This is a genomic window from Solwaraspora sp. WMMD937 (assembly GCF_029581175.1).
GTDB lineage: Bacteria > Actinomycetota > Actinomycetes > Mycobacteriales > Micromonosporaceae > Micromonospora_E.
Genome location: NZ_CP120738.1, coordinates 532,021 through 550,384 on the forward strand (window position 1 = coordinate 532,021; position 18,364 = coordinate 550,384).

Annotated in this window: 17 protein-coding genes; 9 read left to right on the plus strand and 8 right to left on the minus strand. The window is 71.4% G+C overall.

Annotated elements, in window-relative coordinates; all coding sequences use genetic code 11:
* Positions 1 to 2: 2 nt before the first annotated feature.
* Positions 3 to 1,244, minus strand: a complete 1,242-nt coding sequence (locus tag O7621_RS02395) for a TIGR02678 family protein (RefSeq protein ID WP_282232531.1) — start codon at positions 1,242 to 1,244, stop codon at positions 3 to 5.
* Positions 1,241 to 2,851, minus strand: coding sequence for a TIGR02677 family protein (locus tag O7621_RS02400; protein WP_282232532.1), 1,611 nt, complete (start codon positions 2,849 to 2,851; stop codon positions 1,241 to 1,243). The genes O7621_RS02395 and O7621_RS02400 overlap by 4 nt, the downstream gene beginning before the upstream one ends.
* Before the next feature lie 81 nt (positions 2,852 to 2,932).
* Here O7621_RS02400 and O7621_RS02405 point away from each other — a divergent pair, with 81 nt between their 5' ends.
* From O7621_RS02405 to O7621_RS02415, 3 genes are read left to right on the plus strand one after another with little or no spacing between them, the layout of a single operon-like run.
* Positions 2,933 to 3,229, plus strand: coding sequence for a type II toxin-antitoxin system prevent-host-death family antitoxin (locus tag O7621_RS02405; RefSeq protein ID WP_282232533.1), 297 nt, complete (start codon positions 2,933 to 2,935; stop codon positions 3,227 to 3,229).
* On the plus strand, positions 3,226 to 3,627 hold the full coding sequence (locus tag O7621_RS02410; protein ID WP_282232534.1) for a type II toxin-antitoxin system VapC family toxin: 402 nt from the start codon (positions 3,226 to 3,228) through the stop codon (positions 3,625 to 3,627). Before O7621_RS02405 ends, O7621_RS02410 begins: the two co-directional genes overlap by 4 nt.
* A 7-nt stretch (positions 3,628 to 3,634) precedes the next feature.
* Positions 3,635 to 4,123 (plus strand): siderophore-interacting protein, encoded by a 489-nt coding sequence (locus tag O7621_RS02415; RefSeq protein WP_282234421.1) that lies wholly within the window; start codon positions 3,635 to 3,637, stop codon positions 4,121 to 4,123.
* Between the two features lie 54 nt (positions 4,124 to 4,177).
* On the opposite strand, the gene O7621_RS02420 is transcribed toward O7621_RS02415, so the two are convergent.
* Positions 4,178 to 4,930, minus strand: coding sequence for an SDR family oxidoreductase (locus O7621_RS02420; RefSeq protein ID WP_282232535.1), 753 nt, complete (start codon positions 4,928 to 4,930; stop codon positions 4,178 to 4,180).
* Between the two features lie 103 nt (positions 4,931 to 5,033).
* Here O7621_RS02420 and O7621_RS02425 point away from each other — a divergent pair, with 103 nt between their 5' ends.
* Complete coding sequence (locus O7621_RS02425) at positions 5,034 to 5,873, plus strand: LysR family transcriptional regulator (protein ID WP_282234422.1); 840 nt, start codon at positions 5,034 to 5,036, stop codon at positions 5,871 to 5,873.
* Here the strand turns inward: O7621_RS02425 and O7621_RS02430 are convergent, their stop codons facing one another.
* Positions 5,874 to 6,560, minus strand: a complete 687-nt coding sequence (locus O7621_RS02430) for a CPBP family intramembrane glutamic endopeptidase (RefSeq protein ID WP_282232536.1) — start codon at positions 6,558 to 6,560, stop codon at positions 5,874 to 5,876. It abuts the gene before it with no gap.
* 134 nt (positions 6,561 to 6,694) lie between these two features.
* Between O7621_RS02430 and O7621_RS02435 the strand changes: the two genes are divergently transcribed.
* The 3 genes from O7621_RS02435 (at position 6,695) to O7621_RS02445 (ending at position 10,487) form a co-directional block, all read left to right on the plus strand.
* Positions 6,695 to 7,330 (plus strand): DUF2975 domain-containing protein, encoded by a 636-nt coding sequence (locus O7621_RS02435; protein WP_282232537.1) that lies wholly within the window; start codon positions 6,695 to 6,697, stop codon positions 7,328 to 7,330.
* Complete coding sequence (locus tag O7621_RS02440) at positions 7,330 to 7,605, plus strand: helix-turn-helix transcriptional regulator (RefSeq protein WP_282232538.1); 276 nt, start codon at positions 7,330 to 7,332, stop codon at positions 7,603 to 7,605. The genes O7621_RS02435 and O7621_RS02440 overlap by 1 nt, the downstream gene beginning before the upstream one ends.
* A gap of 1,355 nt (positions 7,606 to 8,960) precedes the next feature.
* Entirely contained in the window at positions 8,961 to 10,487 is a 1,527-nt protein-coding gene (locus O7621_RS02445; protein WP_282232539.1) for an alkaline phosphatase PhoX, read from the plus strand.
* A gap of 392 nt (positions 10,488 to 10,879) precedes the next feature.
* Here the strand turns inward: O7621_RS02445 and O7621_RS02450 are convergent, their stop codons facing one another.
* The 3 genes from O7621_RS02450 to O7621_RS02460 are packed head-to-tail and all read right to left on the minus strand — an operon-like array spanning position 10,880 to position 15,337.
* A complete protein-coding gene (locus O7621_RS02450; RefSeq protein WP_282232540.1) occupies positions 10,880 to 12,562 on the minus strand; it encodes a fumarate hydratase in 1,683 nt (560 codons plus the stop codon).
* A gap of 51 nt (positions 12,563 to 12,613) precedes the next feature.
* Positions 12,614 to 14,032 (minus strand): hypothetical protein, encoded by a 1,419-nt coding sequence (locus O7621_RS02455; RefSeq protein ID WP_282232541.1) that lies wholly within the window; start codon positions 14,030 to 14,032, stop codon positions 12,614 to 12,616.
* Between the two features lie 57 nt (positions 14,033 to 14,089).
* Complete coding sequence (locus O7621_RS02460) at positions 14,090 to 15,337, minus strand: MFS transporter (RefSeq protein ID WP_282232542.1); 1,248 nt, start codon at positions 15,335 to 15,337, stop codon at positions 14,090 to 14,092.
* 107 nt (positions 15,338 to 15,444) lie between these two features.
* On the opposite strand from O7621_RS02460, the gene O7621_RS02465 reads away from it, so the two are divergent.
* Positions 15,445 to 16,428 carry a DUF5937 family protein gene (locus O7621_RS02465; RefSeq protein ID WP_282232543.1) on the plus strand — a complete coding sequence of 328 codons (984 nt, stop codon included), beginning with the start codon at positions 15,445 to 15,447 and terminating at the stop codon, positions 16,426 to 16,428.
* On the opposite strand, the gene O7621_RS02470 is transcribed toward O7621_RS02465, so the two are convergent.
* A complete protein-coding gene (locus O7621_RS02470; protein WP_282232544.1) occupies positions 16,412 to 16,912 on the minus strand; it encodes an Lrp/AsnC family transcriptional regulator in 501 nt (166 codons plus the stop codon). The genes O7621_RS02465 and O7621_RS02470 overlap by 17 nt on opposite strands.
* A gap of 153 nt (positions 16,913 to 17,065) precedes the next feature.
* Here O7621_RS02470 and hppD point away from each other — a divergent pair, with 153 nt between their 5' ends.
* Complete coding sequence (gene hppD / locus O7621_RS02475; RefSeq protein ID WP_282232545.1) at positions 17,066 to 18,253, plus strand: 4-hydroxyphenylpyruvate dioxygenase; 1,188 nt, start codon at positions 17,066 to 17,068, stop codon at positions 18,251 to 18,253.
* Positions 18,254 to 18,364: the final 111 nt, after the last annotated feature.

Here is an 18,364-nt window from a genome sequence, read left to right on the forward strand (position 1 = left end):
GGTTACCTCCTCGGGGCGGCGGGACGGGTCTCCCGGATCGTCGGCTCCGCCAGGGCGTAACGGGCGATCGCCGGGCGGGCGACGACCAGCGGGTCCTCGGCCGGCTCGACAGTGACGAGTTTGAGGGCACGCAGCGCGTCCAACGCGGTGGCGACCAGCTCGACCTCGGCGCCCGGGTCGGTGGCGTGTTTTCGCCAGTACGACCGGTGTGCCCGGGCCAGCTCGCGGGTGTGCCGGTGCAGTTCGCTGACCCGCAGCCCGCCCGCGCCGCCCGCGCCGGCACCGCTGGTGCTGGCCGCCGCGATCCGTTCCGCCAGCAACAGCGTCAGGTGACTCTGCATCCCCTCGGCCGGCATCCGGACGTCGGTCAGCTCGTCGGCCGGGTCCACCATCGCGACCCCTTCGGCCCGTACCTCGCCGACCAGCCCGGTCAGTTGGGTGATCCGGTTCAGGATGGCGTACCGCTGGCTGGTCAGATAGGCCAGCTCGGGTTCGGTCAGCTCGTCGTAGTAGACGACCGGCTGTTCGAGCAGCAGCCGGGTGAGCCGGTGCCGCAGCGCCCGGTTGCGGGCATCCTCGACATCGGGCACCACCTCGACGGTCAGCGCCGCCAGCCGGCCGTCCGGTGCCACGTCACCGATCATCGACGGGCCGCGGCTGCTGGCCAGCAGGCCGGCGATCACCCGCCGGTCCACGTCGTAGAGCACGTCGCCGCTGGTGCCAAGGTAGGCGTCCTCGTGGCCGGCCACCCGACGCAGCACCCCCCAGTGCAGCAGCAGCCGGACCACCGCCACCATGTCGGCCCGCCGTTCCCGCCGGTCCAGGGCGAACGTGAACCCGGTGGCGGCCAGCGCCGGATCGGCGGCGGCCAGCACCACGTCCTCGGCCAGCCGGCCCAGGGTGATCTGCCCGTCGGCGCGTTCCAGCGCGGCCAGGGCGAGGCAGGTCAACACGTACCGTTGCCGGGAGAACGGGGTCCTGGCCTTCGGATCCCGAGCCGGGTGGGTCTGGTCCTGTGGGTCGGCGGTCAGCTTCATCAGCCGGATCGTCTGGGCGTCGGCGACCAGCCGCCACCCGGTCTCCCGGTCGAACCACTCGCGCAGCTCTGCGGCGTACGTGCGGACCAGCCGGAACTCGTCGTCCGGGGTCAGCCCAGCGACCAGCAGCGGGCGGGCGAGCAGCAGCCGGGCGGCCCGCTGCAGGCGGCCCGAGGAGTCGCCCTCGACCGGGCCGCGCGCCCTCACCCGGCCGCCCCGACCGCCGCGAGGTCGGCTCCGGCAGAGACCAGACCGGCCGAGACCAGGTCGGCTCCGGTCGGAGCCAGGTCGGTGATGTCGACCAGATGTTCCGGCCCGGTGAGCACCCCGTCGGCGGTGACGATCCGCACCGGCGGCGCCCCGTCGACGCGGACCAGGCGTACCCGTAGCGTGCCGTCGGAAGTGGTGGTGGTCACCTCCGTGGCGTCCGGCCGCCGGGCCGCCAGCGCGTCGCCCAGCAGATGGAGAAAGAGCCGGAACTCGGCGGTGTCCAGTTCACCGAGGCGAGACAGTGGGACGGGCCCGTCGGTGGCCAACGCCGCTCGGGCGCGGGCCGTCTGGGCCGTCTCCCGCTCGGCACGTTCGGCCAACTGCCGCCGCTGCGCGGATCGGTCCAGCACCCGGCTCGGCGAGCCGCGCCGCTCGTATGATCCGGTTTTGCGCAGTCGGGGGCTGATCTCCAGCCGGGGTGCGTGGGCCCACGACGTCGATGCCGGCACCGGTCGTTGCTCGACCGCGGCCAGGGTCTCGGTCGTCACGGTCAGGTGCCGCACCGGCGACAGGCCGAACGCGGTGTGCCACAGCCGGTGCGCGGCCTCGTCGTCCGGGGCCTGCGCGAACCACAGCGCCAGCGACCGGAAGTCGGCCGACCGGTCCGACCGGCCGGCCCGACGTTCGTTGATCGACGCCACCGCGCCGAGCAGCTGCCGGATCGCGCCGATGGCGGCGGTACGCAGCAGCCGTGCCTGGGACTGCCGGCTGGCGTCGCCGCTGACGAACCAGTCCCGCAGCCCGTCCCAGCGTTGCTGCCAGACCACCCGCGCCTGATGCAGTGCCCGGTCGTCGGCGTCCTCGCCGGGTGCGGCGTCGACGGCCTCCCGGCGGGCCACGATCTCCAGCAGCGGGCGTACCCCGGTCGCCTCGATCCGGTGGGCCAGGTTGGCGATCTCCGCGCCCCGGTTGGCGAGATCGGCGATGAACCGTTCGAGGTACGCGATCAGCTGTTCCTTGTACGCGAGGAAGGCCGCCACATCCGCGTCGGCGAAGTCGACGGCCCGCCGCAGCGACGCCATGAACGCCTGCGCGTTGTCGGCCAGCCCGGTGAACCGGTCGACCAGGCTCAGCATCAGCAGGTGGGTCTTCGCCGGGTCGGGAGCGGACCCGGCGGCGGCCTCGGTCGCGATGCCCAGCAGGGCGCGCAGCTGGTCGGCGATGTCGGACAGCGCCACCGACTGCAGGGCGCCGCGTCGGCCGATCGCCTCCTCGTATGTGGCGATGGCCTGCTCGGCGGCGTGGCCGTGCGCGCTCAACTGGTAGAGGTAGCGGGCGCGGTGAAAGTCTTCCACGGTGGTGACCCGTCCGGTGTCCGGGTCGGCCCGCAGGTTGCCCCACTCGGCGAGCTGGGCCAGCGCCGCCGCGACGGCCTCCAGCGACGCCCCGGGGCCGATCTCCGCCAGGACGTCCTCCGGCCGCAGATGCACGGTGAACCGACGTTTCGCCCGGACGAAGGCGTCCAGCACGTCCCGGTACAGGGTGACGTTCTGCGCCTGCAGGTGCGCGAACGGCTGGACGGCCGGTGAGGTACCGGGGGACATCCCGCCATCATCGCAGACCGGATCGGGCCACGACGCACACAGCAGGGTCATGTGGTCACAAAATTGTGATACATTTCGTTCATGACGGCTGCTGGCGAGCACTCGGTTGGTCTTCGGGAACTACGCCACAACACCAGCGAGGTGCTGGCTCGGGTGCGACACGGCGAGACGATCGACGTGACGGAGTACGGAAAACTGGTGGCGCGGATCGTGCCGGTGGCCGAACGCGAGCCGACGCCGGTGTTGGACCGCCTGGTCACGGCGGGTCGGGCGCGTCTGGCGGTACGGCCAGGATTCCGGCCACGGATGCGGGCCGGGGACGGCACCGACCGACTCGGGGACGCCCTCGGCACGCTACGCGACGAGGAACGTTGGTGAGTCTCTACTACATCGACACATCCGCCGCGCTCAAGTTGCTGGCCGAGGAGAGCCACTCCCACGCGTTCGCCGCCTTCTACGACGAACACCCGGGCGCGTCGTGGGTCAGTTCCACGTTGCTGCGGATCGAGGTGATCAGGGCCGTCGGCCGGGTCATGCCGGCGGCCCTACCAGATGCCAGAGCCCTCCTGCTGGCCTTCGACTACATAAACATCGACGACGAGGTCGTCGACGCGGCGATGGACGAGCCGGACCGGATGCTGCGGTCGCTGGACGCGATCCACCTGGCCACCGCGCGAGTGCTCGGGACGGACCTGGCCGGCCTCGCCACGTACGACAACCGGCTGGCGGCTGCGGCGAAGGACGCGGGGATTCCCGTCGTCGACCCGCGGGACTGACCTGACGATCCGGCGCACCCGACCCGCCGACGACGAGATCGACATCGAGTTCGCCCTGCACGGCGACTCACCCATGTCGTCCTGGGCACGCGATGCCGAGCCGGGCACCCCGGCCGGGATCTTCGACATCGGCACCAGGTACCGGCGGCCGGAGCAGGTGGACCGGCAACTGCTGATCGGCGACGAGAGTGCACTGCCCGCCGTACTGTCGATCCTCAGCGGCACACCGCCGACGCTGGCCACGGAGGTCTACCTGGAGGTCCCGACCAGGGCCGACATCAGGTCGGTCGAGACACCCGCCGGCGTACGCGTCCACTGGTTCAGCCGGACGGCGCGGACCTGCGACCCGGCGCTCTGCCGGCGGACCGCTTCTACACCTGGGTCGCGGGCGAGTCCTGGTTGGTTCTCCGGCCACAACGACTTGATCAACGTCAACTCAGCGAAGCAGATGAGGAAGATCGCCAGGTGCATCAACGCCGGCCGTAGCTGCCGCTGAGCCGATGATCAGCGGCGGGCGCGCTCGCACCCGCGTTCCACGCCGCGTCGGAATTCACCAGGGGATGCTGCCGTCGTCGTTGACGAACGTGCCGATCGGGCCGCCGTCGGGCAGCGTGGCCAGCCGGATCGGGGTGGCGGCGGCCTCCTGGACCGGACGCCCGACACCGCCGGTGAAGTCGGTGGCGACCAGCCCCGGACAGGCCGTGTTGATCAGGATGTCGGTGCCGGCGAGTCGCCGCACGTAGTGCACGGTGACCGCGTTGAGGTACGTCTTCGTCGGCGAGTAGGCCGCCATGATCGGGCCGACGTTGATCTCCGGGTCGGACTGCCAGGTCAGTGAGCCGACGCTGCTGGAGATGTTGACGATGCGCGGCGACGGCGACCGGCGCAGCAGCGGCAGCATCGCGTTGGTCACCCGGATCACGCCGTACACGTTGGTGTCGACGACCTGGCGGACCACGTCGAGGTCGAGCGTGGTCGGGTCCTGCTCCCACCCCGGCCCGGTCTCGCCGGCGATGCCGGCGTTGTTGACCAGGACGTCGAGTCCTCCAGCGGTGCGTTCGATCAGCTGCGCGGCCTCGGTGACGCTGCGGTCGTCGGTGACGTCCAGCGGTACGGCGAACGCGTCGACGCCGGCGGCGTACAGCGTCTTGACGGCCGCTTCGCCGCGGGCGGCGTCGCGCGCTCCCACCGCCACCCGGTAGCCCTTGGCGCCGAGCCCGGCGGCGATCTCGTAGCCGAGTCCCTTGTTCGCGCCGGTGACCAGCGCGGTCTTCGTTCCGGTCGTGGCCTTCGTTTCGGTCATGACGCCGATGGTGGCGCGGCGGTAGCCGCCGTCGTTACACCAGTTGAGTTCCGCTGTCATACCCGGCGGGTATCACCGACGTATCGTTGTCGGCGTGGAGACGCTGGAGACCCGTGAGCTGCGGTACTTCGTCACGGTCGCCGAGGAGCTGCACTTCAGCCGGGCGGCCGAACGGCTCGGCATCGCCCAGCCGCCGCTGTCCCGGGCGATCGCCCGGCTCGAACGCCGCCTCGGCGTCACCCTGCTCGACCGCGACCGCCGAAGAGTGGCACTCACCGACGCAGGTCAGGTGCTGCTCGACGAGGCCCGCGTCATCCTGGCCGCCACCGCGGCGGCGGCCCGGCGTACCCGCCGCGCCGCCGCCGGCGCGAACCGGCTGACCCTGGTCACCAAGGCCGGCGCGGGCCACGAACTGCTGCAGAAGCTGCTCGACGCGCACGCCGTCGAGCCGGACGCGGCCGAGATCGACGTGCTGCTGTGCGGCATGGGCGACCAGGCGCGGATGCTGCGCGACGGCCGCGCCGACGCCGCCCTGATGCAGCGGCCGTTCGACTCGCTCACCGGCTTCGACACTGAGGATCTGCTGACCGAGCAGCAGGTCGCGATCCTCCCGGCCGGGCATCCGCTCGCCACCCGTACGTCGTTGACCATGGCCGACATCGGCGACGTGCCGGGGCTGCCGGTCGCCCGCTGGCCGCGCCCGGACGGTACGTACGAACCCGGACCCGGGCCGGAGATCCACGACCAGTCGCAGCTGGCCCAGCTGATCGCCCTCGGGCACACCATGGCCGTGCTGTGCGCCTCGTCCCGGTCGTGGCTGTGGAGCGCGCACACGGCAGTGCCGCTGACCGACGCGCCGCACGTCACCACCGTGCTCGCCTGGCTGCCGGACAGCCGCTCCCGTGCCGTCGCCGGGCTCGTCCGGACCGCCACCCAGCTGTGATCAGCCGTAGCTGAGCAGGACCGTGCCGAGCGCGGCGGCGTTCCACAGCGCGTGGGCCACCATGGGCGCGGTCAGCCGGCGGGTGGCCAGGAACAGCCCGGTGTAGACCAGACCGGCGACGGTGATGGACAGCCCGGCCAGCGCGCTGGCCGGCAGGTGCAGCACGCCGAACAGGACCACCGAGACGACCGCCGCCACCCACAGCGCCACCCGGGGGCGGGCGGACCGCTGCGGGATCGCCCCGAGCAGGAACCCGCGGAAGTACAGCTCCTCGGCGATGCCGCCGCCGACGATCCCCAGGAAGATGGTGGCGGCCAACGCGGCCGGCCCGGCGGCGGACATGCGCAGGATCTCCTGGACCTCCGGGTTGGCTTCGCCGCCGGCCGCCGGCATCAGCACCCCGAACTCCAGTAGCAGGCGGGGTGGAACGGTGGCCACCGCGATCAGCATGTCCCGCCGCCAGTGCCGCGAGGTCAGGCCGAGACTTCGGCGGGGCAGCCCGTGGCGGCGTAACCACCAGGCGATGAGGGCGGCGGCCGACACCAGTTCGGCGACGGCGACCGCGACCAGCACCGCCGGCACCCCGTCGGCCGCGAAGAGTCCCATGGCCAGCGGTGGGCCGACGAAGCAGATGAGCGCGCCGGCCAGGAACACCCCGGCGGAGCGGACGGGAACGGGGATGGTCATTGTGCTGGTCCAGCCTTCCGGTGGGCGGATGCGGTCGCTCCGACGTGCTGGTGGCGGGGCGACCCGCCGTCGGCATATCGAGATTCGATATACTAGACCCAGTTTCATATCGAATTTCGATAGGGAGGGCCGCCGTGCGGCACGACATCGAGCAGGGGCGTCGTCCCCGTACCGCTCCGGCCGGTCAGTGGGCCTTCGAGACGGTCACGGCAGGTGCAGTGGCACTCGGCGCCCTGCTGGCCGCCGGCGCGGCGATCGGCGTACTGATCGCCGACAACCTGGTCGTACCCGCCACGGTGAACCCCGCCACCGACCTCGGGCCGCAGGCCACCGCCGGCCGCTTCACGCTCACGCCCCAGGACGCCGCCCTGCTGACCGTGGCCGAGCCGACCGTCGGCGACCGGCTCTGGATCTTCGGGCCGGCGCTGCTGCTCGCCGCCGTCGTCGCGACGGCCGGCGGACTGCTGTGGCGGGTGGTGCGGTCGCTGCGCTCAGCGGACCCCTTCCACCCGCGCAACGCCCGCCGGGTCGGCGCGGCGGCCGCCGTACTCCTGCTCGGCGGATCGCTGGCCGCCGCGCTGCAGGCCGCCGGGCACCTCGCACTCGTCAGCGCCGCCCGGCACGCCTGGCAGCCGGACCAGACATTGACGCTGCAGGCCGTCATCGACCCGCCGGTGGCCGTCCTGCTGCTCGGCCTCGGCCTCGGCGCGGCGGCCGAGTTCCTGCGCCGGGGCACGGCGATGCGCGCCGACCTCGACGGACTGGTCTGATGGCCCCGACCGACGACGAACAGTCCGCCGGTCACCGGGTGGTCTGCCACCTCGACCGGCTGCTGGCCGAGCGCCGGATGACCCTCACTGAACTCGCCGACCGGGCCGGAGTCACCGTGGTCAACCTGTCGGTGTTGAAGAACGACCGGGCCAGAGCGGTCCGGTTCTCCACGCTGACCGCCATCTGCGACGTGCTCCACTGCCAGCCGGGTGACCTGTTCAGCGTGCGTCCCACCGATCCGCCCGCACCGGGTCCCCAGACTCCGCCCCCGTGACGCCCGCCGGCCGCCGCAGTCACCAGCAGGACGGTGCCGGAGGGCGGATAGCGGGCGTCAACTTCTGACGTGGCGCAACCGTTGGATAGGTGCCCCGGTAGCTGTCTCGATCCAGAAGGTCCAGCCGTTCCGCTGTGGGTTGACCCCGGGGCGCCGTTCGCTCACCACGGCCCGAGCAGCCTCGCTCGGCGTGCGGTACACCGAACCAGCGAGCGGGCCGCTCAGAATTTCGACCCGCCCTGGTCCCGGAGTGAAACATGCCCGAGTCCGGTGGCCGTCGTAGTCAGCGTAGACAGGGATCGAAGTGGGCTCATCCCCCACCGGCTCAAGCGTGCTCGGCTCCCGAGGCAGTGCCACCAGGCGGGTGACAACCTCACCAATCTCTATGCCCGCAACCCTCGCGGCGAACGCCAAATTCCGATAGGTCTCCTCGTCTACCTCAATATGCGGCATACCACACTCCTCGCGATCAGAAACTGGGTGACGCGGTTGCGGAACGCGCGGACGTGATCGAGATCAGAGTGGAGATCCCTTCGGGATCCTCGATATCCTGGGAAAACCTTCCGCAGAGCAGGCCGCCATAACGTCGTCTCGTACTGGCAGGAGCCACCGCCGCCAAATAACCCAACCCAGAAACCGAGTGGCAACTCAGCGATCACGCTCCCCGGTGTCACATCCTTCCGGATCCGGCATTTCTTGATCGAATCCTGGACCATCCGCTCTGCGACGAATGTGAACTTGATGTCTGAACGCCACCAGTCAGGCCGACCAGCCAGTACGGTCAGGCGGTCGTCGACGCCGTTGCGTAGACACACCTCCAGCACGTGGAGTGGCCCAAGGAAGGCGCTTGAGACCTCCATGTTCCACGCGTAGAGACGAAGAGCGCGGGCGCTGTCGCCACTAGCCGCAGCTAGGTACGGCGCCGACCGAGCCTTCGACAGGCATCGCCAGAGCACCTCATCTTGCCAGGACTCCGACACGACTACTCCTTTACGCCCGGCACCGCTACACTTGACGACGTAAGCCCCGGTGTCCGCCTCTGCTCTGCATGCGGCCCGGGGCACAGCCATGTACCGAAGTGCGGGTATTCCGGCCTCACTCAATCAGCCAAGAGCCCGGCACGGCCTTGCGAAGATTCCAGAGTCTTCGGAGACTTTGAAGCAAGTAGCCGTGCGGCACGCCAGCGACGGCGCAGCTTGGCCGCCTTCCCAGGATCCGCCGGGCCGACCGCTGCGCGGTGACATGCACGAAGTCCGCCGTCGGTGCCGACCCTAGCCGAGCCCGCACCTGGTTCACCGACAGCGGCAACCTCGATTCTTTACATCGATGTCGCCGGTTCATCACCGTACGGACGGGTGGCCGTCGGTCCGCGGGAGTTGCGTCACGTCAACACCCTCGAGCTGAACAGGAGCCCGATCGACGTGCCTTCCTCCCGTCGTACCTTCCTCGCCGGTGGTGCCGCCGGTGCCGCCGGCGTCGGCCTCGCCGTCGCCGGGGGCCTTCCGTCGCTGGCCCAAGCCCACCCCGGCCGGAACCACCCACCGAGAGGCGGCGGCCACGTACCGTTCCCGCCGCTGGTGGACGACCCCGCCGGCATCCTCGCCCTGCCCGAGGGTTTCCGGTACACCGTGGTCACCCGCACCGGCGTCACCCGCCTCGACCGGGGCCAGGGCCTGACCCCGGCCGAGCACGACGGGATGGCCGTCTTCGACGCCGGACGCGGCCGGTACACATTGATCCAGAACCATGAGCTCGGCCCAGGGGCCGAGTTCGGCGTACCGCATGTCCCGGGCACCGTCTACGACCCGGGCGCGGTCGACGCCGGCGGCTGCACGGTGATCAGGACCGACCGGGCGGGGCGCAACCTCGGCGAGTTCGTCGCCATCTCCGGCACCGTCGACAACTGCGCGGGCGGGCCGACCCCGTGGGGAACCTGGCTGACCTGCGAGGAGACCGACGACCGGGCCGGCGACGAGTGGGACGAGGACGGCCGCACCGGCACGTACCAGAAGGACCACGGCTACGTCTTCGAGGTCTGGGCCGACGGCCGCGCCGACCCGACACCGATCAAATGCCTGGGCCGGTACGCGCACGAGGCGCTGGCGGTCGACGCCGACCGTACGAAGATCTACCTGTCCGAGGACGCCGACGAGCCGAACGGCCTGTTCTACCGGTGGACCGCGCCGCGCCGCGTCAAGCTCGGCCCCGGCGTGCTGACCCGGCTCGCCCCGGACGCCGGCACCCTCGCCGCGATGCAGATCATCATGGACGACGGCTCGGTGCTGCCGGACGTCGCCTACCTGACCTCCGCGCAGCTGGGCCGGCCGTTCCCCGTACGGTGGATCGAGGTGCCGGAACGCGACGCCCGGACCACTCCCCTGCGCGAGCAGTTCGCCGACGGTCAGGTCACCCGGGGCCGCAAGTTCGAAGGTGTGTGGGGCACCGACCGAGGCGTGTACGTGGTCAACTCGTACGCCTGGGAGGACGGTGACCTGCCGGCGGACGCCGCCCCGCACGACGGCATGGTCTGGTTCTACGACTACCGGGCCGAGACCATCCAGCTGGTCACGTACTTTCCGCACCAGACCTCGTCGGAGGAGGGTACGCCGCCGAAGTACAGCGATCTGACCTTCGACGGGCCGGACAACGTGACCGTCACCCCGTGGGGCAGCCTGGTGCTGGCCGAGGACGGCTCGGGCGCGTCCCACGTGCTCAGCTCGGTCCCGGGCGGGCCGACCTACGCGATCGCCCGCAACCAGCTCAACGACTCGGAGTTCTGCGGGCCGGTCTTCACCGACGACGGCAAGGTGCTCTTCGTCAACATGCAGGACCCCGGTCTCACCCTGGCCATCACCGGCCCCTGGGAGAAGTACCTGGGCTGACCCGGTCGACAGTGCGGGTGGACCGGACCGGCCGGTCCCGGACCGAGCACCTGACGTTGTCCGACCGCGACAACGGCCAGGGTTCCCGCGCCATCTACGAGCTTCGTACCTTCGACCGACGGGGCTGACCCGAACACCCCGGCACGGACGACGCCCTCGACCGCAGCTGAGTGCTTCGGATTTGCTCCGGGTTGGTGTTTCTCGGGTTGGGGCGGGGAACCCAAGATGCCTCCGCAGGCTTGATGCCACAGGTGCATCAAGATGCGCCTGTGGCATCAAGCCCAACCGGCACCCCCACCCAGGAGGGTTACCGTGCGCTCAAAAACAATGATGCAAGGTAATCGGCAGGTTCGAGGATCGATGAGGTTCCGTCGTTACCCAGGGCTCGGCGGTCAGCGGCGGCCGACGGTGAGGACCGGCTTGGTGACCTCGGCGTAGAAGTCGTTGCCCTTGTCGTCGACGACGATGAACGCCGGGAAGTCCTCCACCTCGATCTTCCAGATGGCCTCCATGCCCAGCTCCGGGTATTCGAGGACCTCGACGTGCCGGATGCAGTCCTGGGCCAGCCGGGCCGCCGGGCCGCCGATCGAGCCGAGGTAGAAGCCGCCGTGCGTACCGCAGGAGCGGGTGACCTGCGCGGACCGGTTGCCCTTGGCGAGCATGATGTGCGAGCCACCGGCGGCCTGGAACTTCTCCACGTACGCGTCCATCCGCCCAGCGGTGGTCGGGCCGAACGAGCCGGACGCGTACCCCTCGGGAGTCTTCGCCGGGCCGGCGTAGTAGACGGCGTGGTCCCGCAGGTACTGCGGCATCGGCTCACCGGCGTCCAGCCGCTCGGCGATCTTCGCGTGGGCGATGTCCCGGGCGACGACCAGCGGGCCGGTCAGCGACAGCCGGGTCTTCACCGGGTACTTCGACAACTCGGCGCGGATCTCGGCCATCGGCCGGTTCAGGTCGACGCGGACCACGTCGGCGTCGGCGGACTGATCGGCGGCGAGGGTCTCGTCGGTGACGTCGGGCAGGAAGCGGGCCGGGTCGGTCTCCAGCTTCTCCAGCCACACCCCGGACGGGGTGATCTTGGCGACGGCCTGCCGGTCGGCGGAGCAGGAGACGGCGATCGCCACCGGGCAGGAGGCACCGTGCCGGGGCAGCCGCACCACCCGTACGTCGTGGCAGAAGTACCGCCCGCCGAACTGCGCGCCGATGCCGAACTGACGGGTCAGTTCGAGCACCTGCGCCTCCAGCTCGACGTCGCGGAAGCCGTGGGCGCCGATGCTGCCGCTGGTCGGCAGGTTGTCCAGGTACTTGGCGCTGGCGTACTTGGCGGTCTTGAGCGCGAACTCAGCCGACGTGCCGCCGACGACGATCGCCAGGTGGTACGGCGGGCAGGCGGACGTGCCGATCAGCCGCAGCTTCTCCTCCAGGAACTGCATCATCCGGGTCGGGTTCAGCAGTGCCTTGGTCTCCTGGTAGAGGTACGACTTGTTGGCCGAGCCGCCGCCCTTGGCCATGAACAGGAACTTGTACGCGTCCGGCTGACCGCCCGGGTCCTCGGCGTACAGCTCGATCTGGGCCGGCAGGTTGGTCCCGGTGTTGCGCTCCTCCCACATGGTGATCGGCGCGAGCTGCGAGTACCGCAGGTTCAGTTTGGTGTACGCCTCGTACACGCCCCGGGCGATGGCCCGCTCGTCGGTGCCGTCGGTGAGCACGTGCCGGCCGCGTTTGCCCATCACGATCGCGGTGCCGGTGTCCTGACACATCGGCAGCACTCCGCCGGCCGCGATGTTGGCGTTGCGCAGCAGGTCGAGGGCGACGAACCGGTCGTTGGGTGACGCGGCCGGGTCGTCGAGGATCGCCCGCAGTTGGGCCAGGTGCGCCGGACGCAGGTAGTGAGCGATGTCATGCATCGCCTCGGCGGTCAGCGCGGTCAGCACCGCCGGCTCGATGGTGAGGAACCGTCGCCCGCCCGGCCCGTGCACGACGTCGACGCCTTCGTCGCTGATCAGGCGGTATTCCGTCAGGTCGTCGCCGGTCGGTAGCAGCGGGGTGTGGGAGAACGGGGCGGCACTGCTCATGACCGGCAAGCCTAGGCCAGAGGTGGCCGCAGCTCCCAACCCCCGGGTGGGTCAGCCCTTGGCCGGGCACTGCTCCTGCTTGGCGCCGCCGCAGGTGGGGCCGGGGTCGGGGCCGCCGGGATCGGCGGGGTCGTCCGGGCCGCCGACCGGCGGGGTGGTGGCGGCACCGGCGAACCGGACGTAGCCGATCTCCCGGCCGTCGCCGATGACCATGCCGCGCGGTCCGACGGCCAGTACCTCCGCCGAGGTACGCAGGTTGACCAGCTCGGTGCCGGTGGCCGGGTCGAGGGCGACGACCCGGTCCGGTTTGCGGTCGACGACCAGGGCCGCGTGCCGGGTGAGGGCCAGCTGCGCGTCCGGGTGCATCGGGCGGGTCCACCGGGGTGTCGGGGTGGGCAGCACGTACGCCTGGAGGGTCTCACCGTCGGCGGAGCGGGCCAGCGCGTACCGGTCGTCGACCGCGCGCAGCTCCTGCCCGGCGGCACCGGTCCACAGCACCCGCCCGTCGTAGGCGTCGATCACGGTCTCCCGCATGTCGGGGGCGATGCCGGCGAGGACGTTGGCACCGCCGGTCGGGTTGTCCCGCTGGGCGCAGCCGATCCGGTCGGCGGTGCGCAGGTTGATCCCGGTCCGCTGCCACACGGGCAGGTCGGTCACCGGGTCGACGCCTCGCGCGGTGTAGTAGCAGGCACCGTCGCGTGGGGTGGCGACCAGGCTGAACACCCGGCCGGCGAAGACCACGATCCGTTCGTGCCGGTCCTCCTCCAGCTCCTGCAGGACCTGCCCGGTGCGGGTCTCGACGACGTGGATCCTGCCGTCGATCGGGAAGCCGAGCACGGTCGGCATGGTCTGCGGGCCACCGGCGTCGTCGGCGACGTCGGCGGCGGTCAACGGCCGGCTGGTGACCAGTTTCGGGTTGTCGGCGAACAGCACGAACCCCATCCCGGGCAGCTGGGCGGTCCACCGTGGGGTTTTGCCGCGCGGGTCCCAGGCGGTCAGGGTGCAGTCGCGTGGGCTGGCGCAGCGGACGTCGAGCAGCGCGTCGCGGTAGGTCCAGACGGCGATGGCGGCGTCGTCGGCGCGCAGTACGGCGCCGGTGGCCGGGTTGAGCACCTGGTAGCCGTCGGTGAGCAGTTTGCCGGTGGCGACGACCTGGTCGGTGCCGTCACCGGCGACCGCCGCCCAGTCGGCCTTGTGCTCCCAGACCTGGTTGCCGGAGGTGATGCTGCGGCCTTCGACGGTGAGCCGGTGCTCGACGATGACGGCGCGCTCGGTGATGGTGACGCCGCGCGGCGTGCCGCCGATCCGCTGTTGCCAGGTGACGTCCGGGTCGGCCAGTGGCTGGCTGCGGTTGACCCAGTCCCACAGGCCGGGGAACGGGTTCCAGACGCCGGTGGCGGCGAGCACGATGACCACGACGAGCGCGAAGGCCAGGTAGCACTTCACGCACGGCGCGCTCCCCTTCGCCATCGGGCCACCGTAGCCGGGCCTGACCAACAGAACAGCCGGCCGACCGAAATGCGGCTTTTAGGCGTGTCGGGGGACATTCATGCGTGGTACCCGGAGTTGTCGCCACAGCAGCAGCGTGGCGACCAGCGACAGCGCCCCGAACCCGGCCATCACCAGCCCCGGCGCGACCCACTCGGCGACCAGCCCGGCCGCCCCGGCGGCCAGCCCCTGCCCGGTCATCATCCCCATGTGGGACAACCCGAACGCCTGGCCGCGCCGGTCCGCCGGCACCGCGTCCAGAAACCGCCGGGCCAACCCCAGATGGTACGAGAACCCGAACGTCGCCGCCCCGAACAGCACCGCCGCCACCAGCAGCCCGAGATCGGCAACGAAGGCCAGCATCGGCACCCCGAGCAGCAGCGCCAGCCACGGGGTCAACGCCTCCCGCCGGGCCGGCGCCACCCCACGGCCCACCACCAGGTCACCGAGCAGCATCCCGCCGGCTGCGGCCATGAACAGCACCCCGGCGGCACCCTCGCCACCGGCGTACGGCACCACCACCCCCTCCGCGCCGACCAGCAGCGCGCCGGGTAGCCAGGTGGCCAGCAGCAGACCGCGTACCGGTGGGTCGGCGAGCAACCGCCGGTTCACCCGCCACGTCTCGCGCACCGCGCCACCGGTCGCGGCGGCCCCCACCACCCGGGCCGGCCGGTCGGACAGCCCCAACCGGATCAGCACCGCCGACGTCAGGCAGGTCACCGCAGTGGCCCAGAGCGCGCCGTACGGCCCGAGCAGTCCGATCAGCGCGCCGCCGACGGCGAACCCGAGGACCTGGGTGGCCCCGGCGGTGATGGTGAACAACGCCCGACCCAGCACGTACCGGTCGCCGGCCAGCAGATCCGGCAGCAGCGCGGTACGGGCCGCCGCCGCGACCGGCGACACCAGCCCCACGGTGAACACCAACGCCAACGCGCCGACCGGCGGCAGCACCCCGATCGCCAGCACCGCCACCGTGACCACCCGGACCAGGTCGTAGCCGACCATCACCGTCCGGGGCCGCCAGCGGTCGGCGTACGCCAACAGGAACATCCCGCCGACCACGCTGGGCAGGAAGCCGGCGACGTAGGCCAGCGCGGCCAGCAGTGGCGAGTTCGTCCGCTGGTAGACCAACACGGACAGGGCGAGCATCTTCACCGTCTCGCCGACCATGTAGATGCCGAAGCTGGCGAACAGCGCCCGGAACTCACCCACCGCGAACAGGTCCCGGAAGGTGGCCCGGTCGGCCGGCGGCGCGCTGGTGGTGGTGGTGGTGGTGGGAGTGGTCACCGTCGAAGCATGCCGCCGGTACGCCGACCGGGGGTAACCTTTCGGCGCAGGGCGAAAAGTCGCGGGCGGCACCAGCCCGCCCCGCCCGGAAGGTGGACAGGGGCCGGATGCGGATCGAGGTGAGCCCGGCCGACGTCGCGGCCAGCCGGTTCGCGATCTCCCCGCTGGGCGAGACGATGGCCGCGCTGCGATTGTTCGCCGGGGTCCAGACCGCCGGACCACTGCTGCCCTGGGTGCACCGGCACCGCGAGCGGTACGCGGCGCTGCGCCGCACCCAGCCGGGCATCGCGGCGATCCGGGCGCTGTACCGGCCGCGCGGGTACAGCGCCGACTTCGTCCAGCCACCGCCGGACGGGGTCGGGCTGACCTTCGCCAACCAGCTCGCCGTGGTCCGGCGTACCCCGCTCGACCGGGCCCGCGACGAGATCGCCCGCAGCCTGGCCGGCCGGCCCCCACCTACCGGGTCGGCCGGCCGGCTGCTGGCCGCAGACGACGTCGTCGACCGGCTCGCCGAGGCGATCGACGCCGCCTGGCGGGCACTCATCGCCCCGGACTGGCCCCGGCTGCGGGCCATCCTGGAACGCGACGTGGTCTACCGGGCTGGCCGGCTGACCACGTACGGCTGGAGTTCCGCACTGGCCGATCTGGACGCCCGGCTGCGCTGGGATCCGGATCCGGGCACCATCACCGTCGCCGGTTTCGCCGCCGAGCGGCACCGGCTCGGCGGGCGCGGCCTGCTGCTCGTCCCGACCGTCTTCGGCGCGCTGAGCCTGCACCTCGATCCACCGTGGCCGTACGCGATCGGCTACCGGGCACGCGGCGTCGCCGGCCTGTTCGGCCGGCCGGACGCCGACCGGGCCGCCGACGGCTTGGACCGGCTGATCGGGCCGGGCCGGGCGGCCGTGCTGCGGGCGCTCGCCGTGCCGGCCACCACCAGCCAGCTGGCCGTGCAGCTCGGCGCGGCGGTGGGCACCGTCGGCGGGCAGCTCGCGGTGCTGCGCGACGCCGGTCTGGTGCGGCGGTCCCGCATCGGCCGCGAGGTCCGCTACGAGCGGTCCGCGCTCGGCGACGCGCTCAGCGCCGACTCGTGACGTCGGCCGCCGCCTGCACCAACGGCAGGACGCGGTACGGGATCTGCTCGGCCAGGGCGATGATCGTCGACGCCCGGCGGATCCCGTCGTACGCCAGGATCTGGTCCAGCACCCGCTGCAGGTCGGCGTTGGACCTGGCCACGATCCGACACATCAGATCACCGGAGCCGCTGATGGTGTGCGCCTCCAGCACCTCCGGGATGGCGCGTAGATGCGCGGCGACCGGCTCGTGTCCGTGCCGCTGGCCGATCTCCAGGGTGACGAACGACGTGACCACGAAACCGATCGCGGCCGGTGACACCTGCGGAGCGAAGCCGTTGATCACCCCTCGATCGACCAGCTTGTCGAGCCGGGCCTGCACAGTGCCGCGGGCCACCCGCAGCCGCCGGGAGCATTCCAGCACCCCGATCCGCGGCTCGGTGGTCAATAGTGCGATCAGCTCAGCGTCCAGCTGATCGAGCTGGACATTCTGTTCAGTGCCCATGGACTTCGACCCTACCGAGTGGTCAGCCTGCCCAGCCGTCGACGAGGCAGTTGCCCAGTCGGGATGAATCGCCCATCCTGCCGTTACCGGCCTCGGCCATTTGATGGCGATCCAATGGCGATCCGCGCGGCCGGCTCCGAAGGGAGGACGATCATGGCCTATCTGACCGAATCCCGCGACGTCGACATCACCGGGGCCGGCGGCACTGCCGGCGAGGTCCGTGACCCGTTCCCGGTGCAGGGCGTCGACCACCTGACCTTCCTGGTCGGCAACGCCAAACAGGCGGCGCACTTCTACTCCACCGCGTTCGGCATGACCTGCGTCGCCTACCGGGGCCCGGAGCAGGGTTTCCGCGACCACGCCGAGTACGTGCTGACCAGCGGCGCAGCCCGGTTCGTGCTGCGTGGGGCGGTGCACGCCGACGCGTCGGCCGCCGCGCACGTCGCCCGGCACAGCGACGGGGTGGCCGACATCGCGCTCGCCGTACCGGACGTCGACGCCGCGTACGCGCACGCCCTGGCGCAGGGCGCGACCGGGCTGGCCGCCCCGGCCGAGCTCACCGACGGCGCCGGCACCGTACGGATGGCCAGCATCGCCGCGTACGGCGACACCCGGCACACCCTGGTCGACCGGTCCGGCTACGACGGCCCGTTCCTGCCCGGCTTCGTGGCCCGACCACCGATCGTCGACCGTACGCCGTTGGTCGACGCCGGCCTGCAGCCGAAGCGGTTCTTCCAGGCGGTCGACCATGTGGTCGGCAACGTCGAGCTGGGCCGGATGGACGAGTGGGTGGCGTTCTACCAACGGGTGATGGGCTTCACCAACATGGCCGAGTTCATCGGTGACGACATCGCCACCGACTACTCGGCGTTGATGAGCAAGGTCGTCGCCAACGGCAGCCGCAAGGTGAAGTTCCCGCTCAACGAGCCGGCGGTGGCCCGCCGCCGCTCGCAGATCGACGAGTACCTGGAGTTCTACGGCGGGCCCGGGGTGCAGCACATCGCCCTGGCCACCAACGACATCCTGGCGTCGGTGGACGCGATGCGGGCCGCCGGGGTGGAGTTCCTGGACACCCCGGACTCGTACTACGACGACCCGGCGCTGCGGGCCCGCATCGGGGAGGTCCGCGCCCCGATCGAGCAGCTGAAGGCGCGCCGGATCCTGGTCGACCGGGACGAGGACGGCTACCTGCTGCAGATCTTCACCAAGCCGGTGCAGGACCGGCCGACGGTCTTCTTCGAGCTGATCGAACGGCACGGGTCACTCGGCTTCGGCAAGGGCAACTTCAAGGCGCTGTTCGAGGCGATCGAACGGGAGCAGGAGAGCCGGGGCAATCTCTGAGCTTGAGTCGGCCGCCGGTGAACGGCCGACAGGCTGCGGTACCGGCCGGGCCGGTCGTTAAGGTGCCAGGGTGAGCATGCACAGTCCGCCCCGGCCGGCCGGCCGCACCGC

Coding starts and splice junctions, on each gene's coding strand:
- hppD (WP_282232545.1), top strand. CDS start 17,066: ATGGCCTATCTGACCGAATCCCGCGACGTCGACATCACCGGGGCCGGC.
- O7621_RS02450 (WP_282232540.1), bottom strand. CDS start 12,562: ATGAGCAGTGCCGCCCCGTTCTCCCACACCCCGCTGCTACCGACCGGC.
- O7621_RS02420 (WP_282232535.1), bottom strand. CDS start 4,930: ATGACCGAAACGAAGGCCACGACCGGAACGAAGACCGCGCTGGTCACC.
- O7621_RS02430 (WP_282232536.1), bottom strand. CDS start 6,560: ATGACCATCCCCGTTCCCGTCCGCTCCGCCGGGGTGTTCCTGGCCGGC.
- O7621_RS02465 (WP_282232543.1), top strand. CDS start 15,445: ATGCGGATCGAGGTGAGCCCGGCCGACGTCGCGGCCAGCCGGTTCGCG.
- O7621_RS02400 (WP_282232532.1), bottom strand. CDS start 2,851: ATGTCCCCCGGTACCTCACCGGCCGTCCAGCCGTTCGCGCACCTGCAG.
- O7621_RS02455 (WP_282232541.1), bottom strand. CDS start 14,032: ATGGCGAAGGGGAGCGCGCCGTGCGTGAAGTGCTACCTGGCCTTCGCG.
- O7621_RS02405 (WP_282232533.1), top strand. CDS start 2,933: ATGACGGCTGCTGGCGAGCACTCGGTTGGTCTTCGGGAACTACGCCAC.
- O7621_RS02440 (WP_282232538.1), top strand. CDS start 7,330: ATGGCCCCGACCGACGACGAACAGTCCGCCGGTCACCGGGTGGTCTGC.
- O7621_RS02470 (WP_282232544.1), bottom strand. CDS start 16,912: ATGGGCACTGAACAGAATGTCCAGCTCGATCAGCTGGACGCTGAGCTG.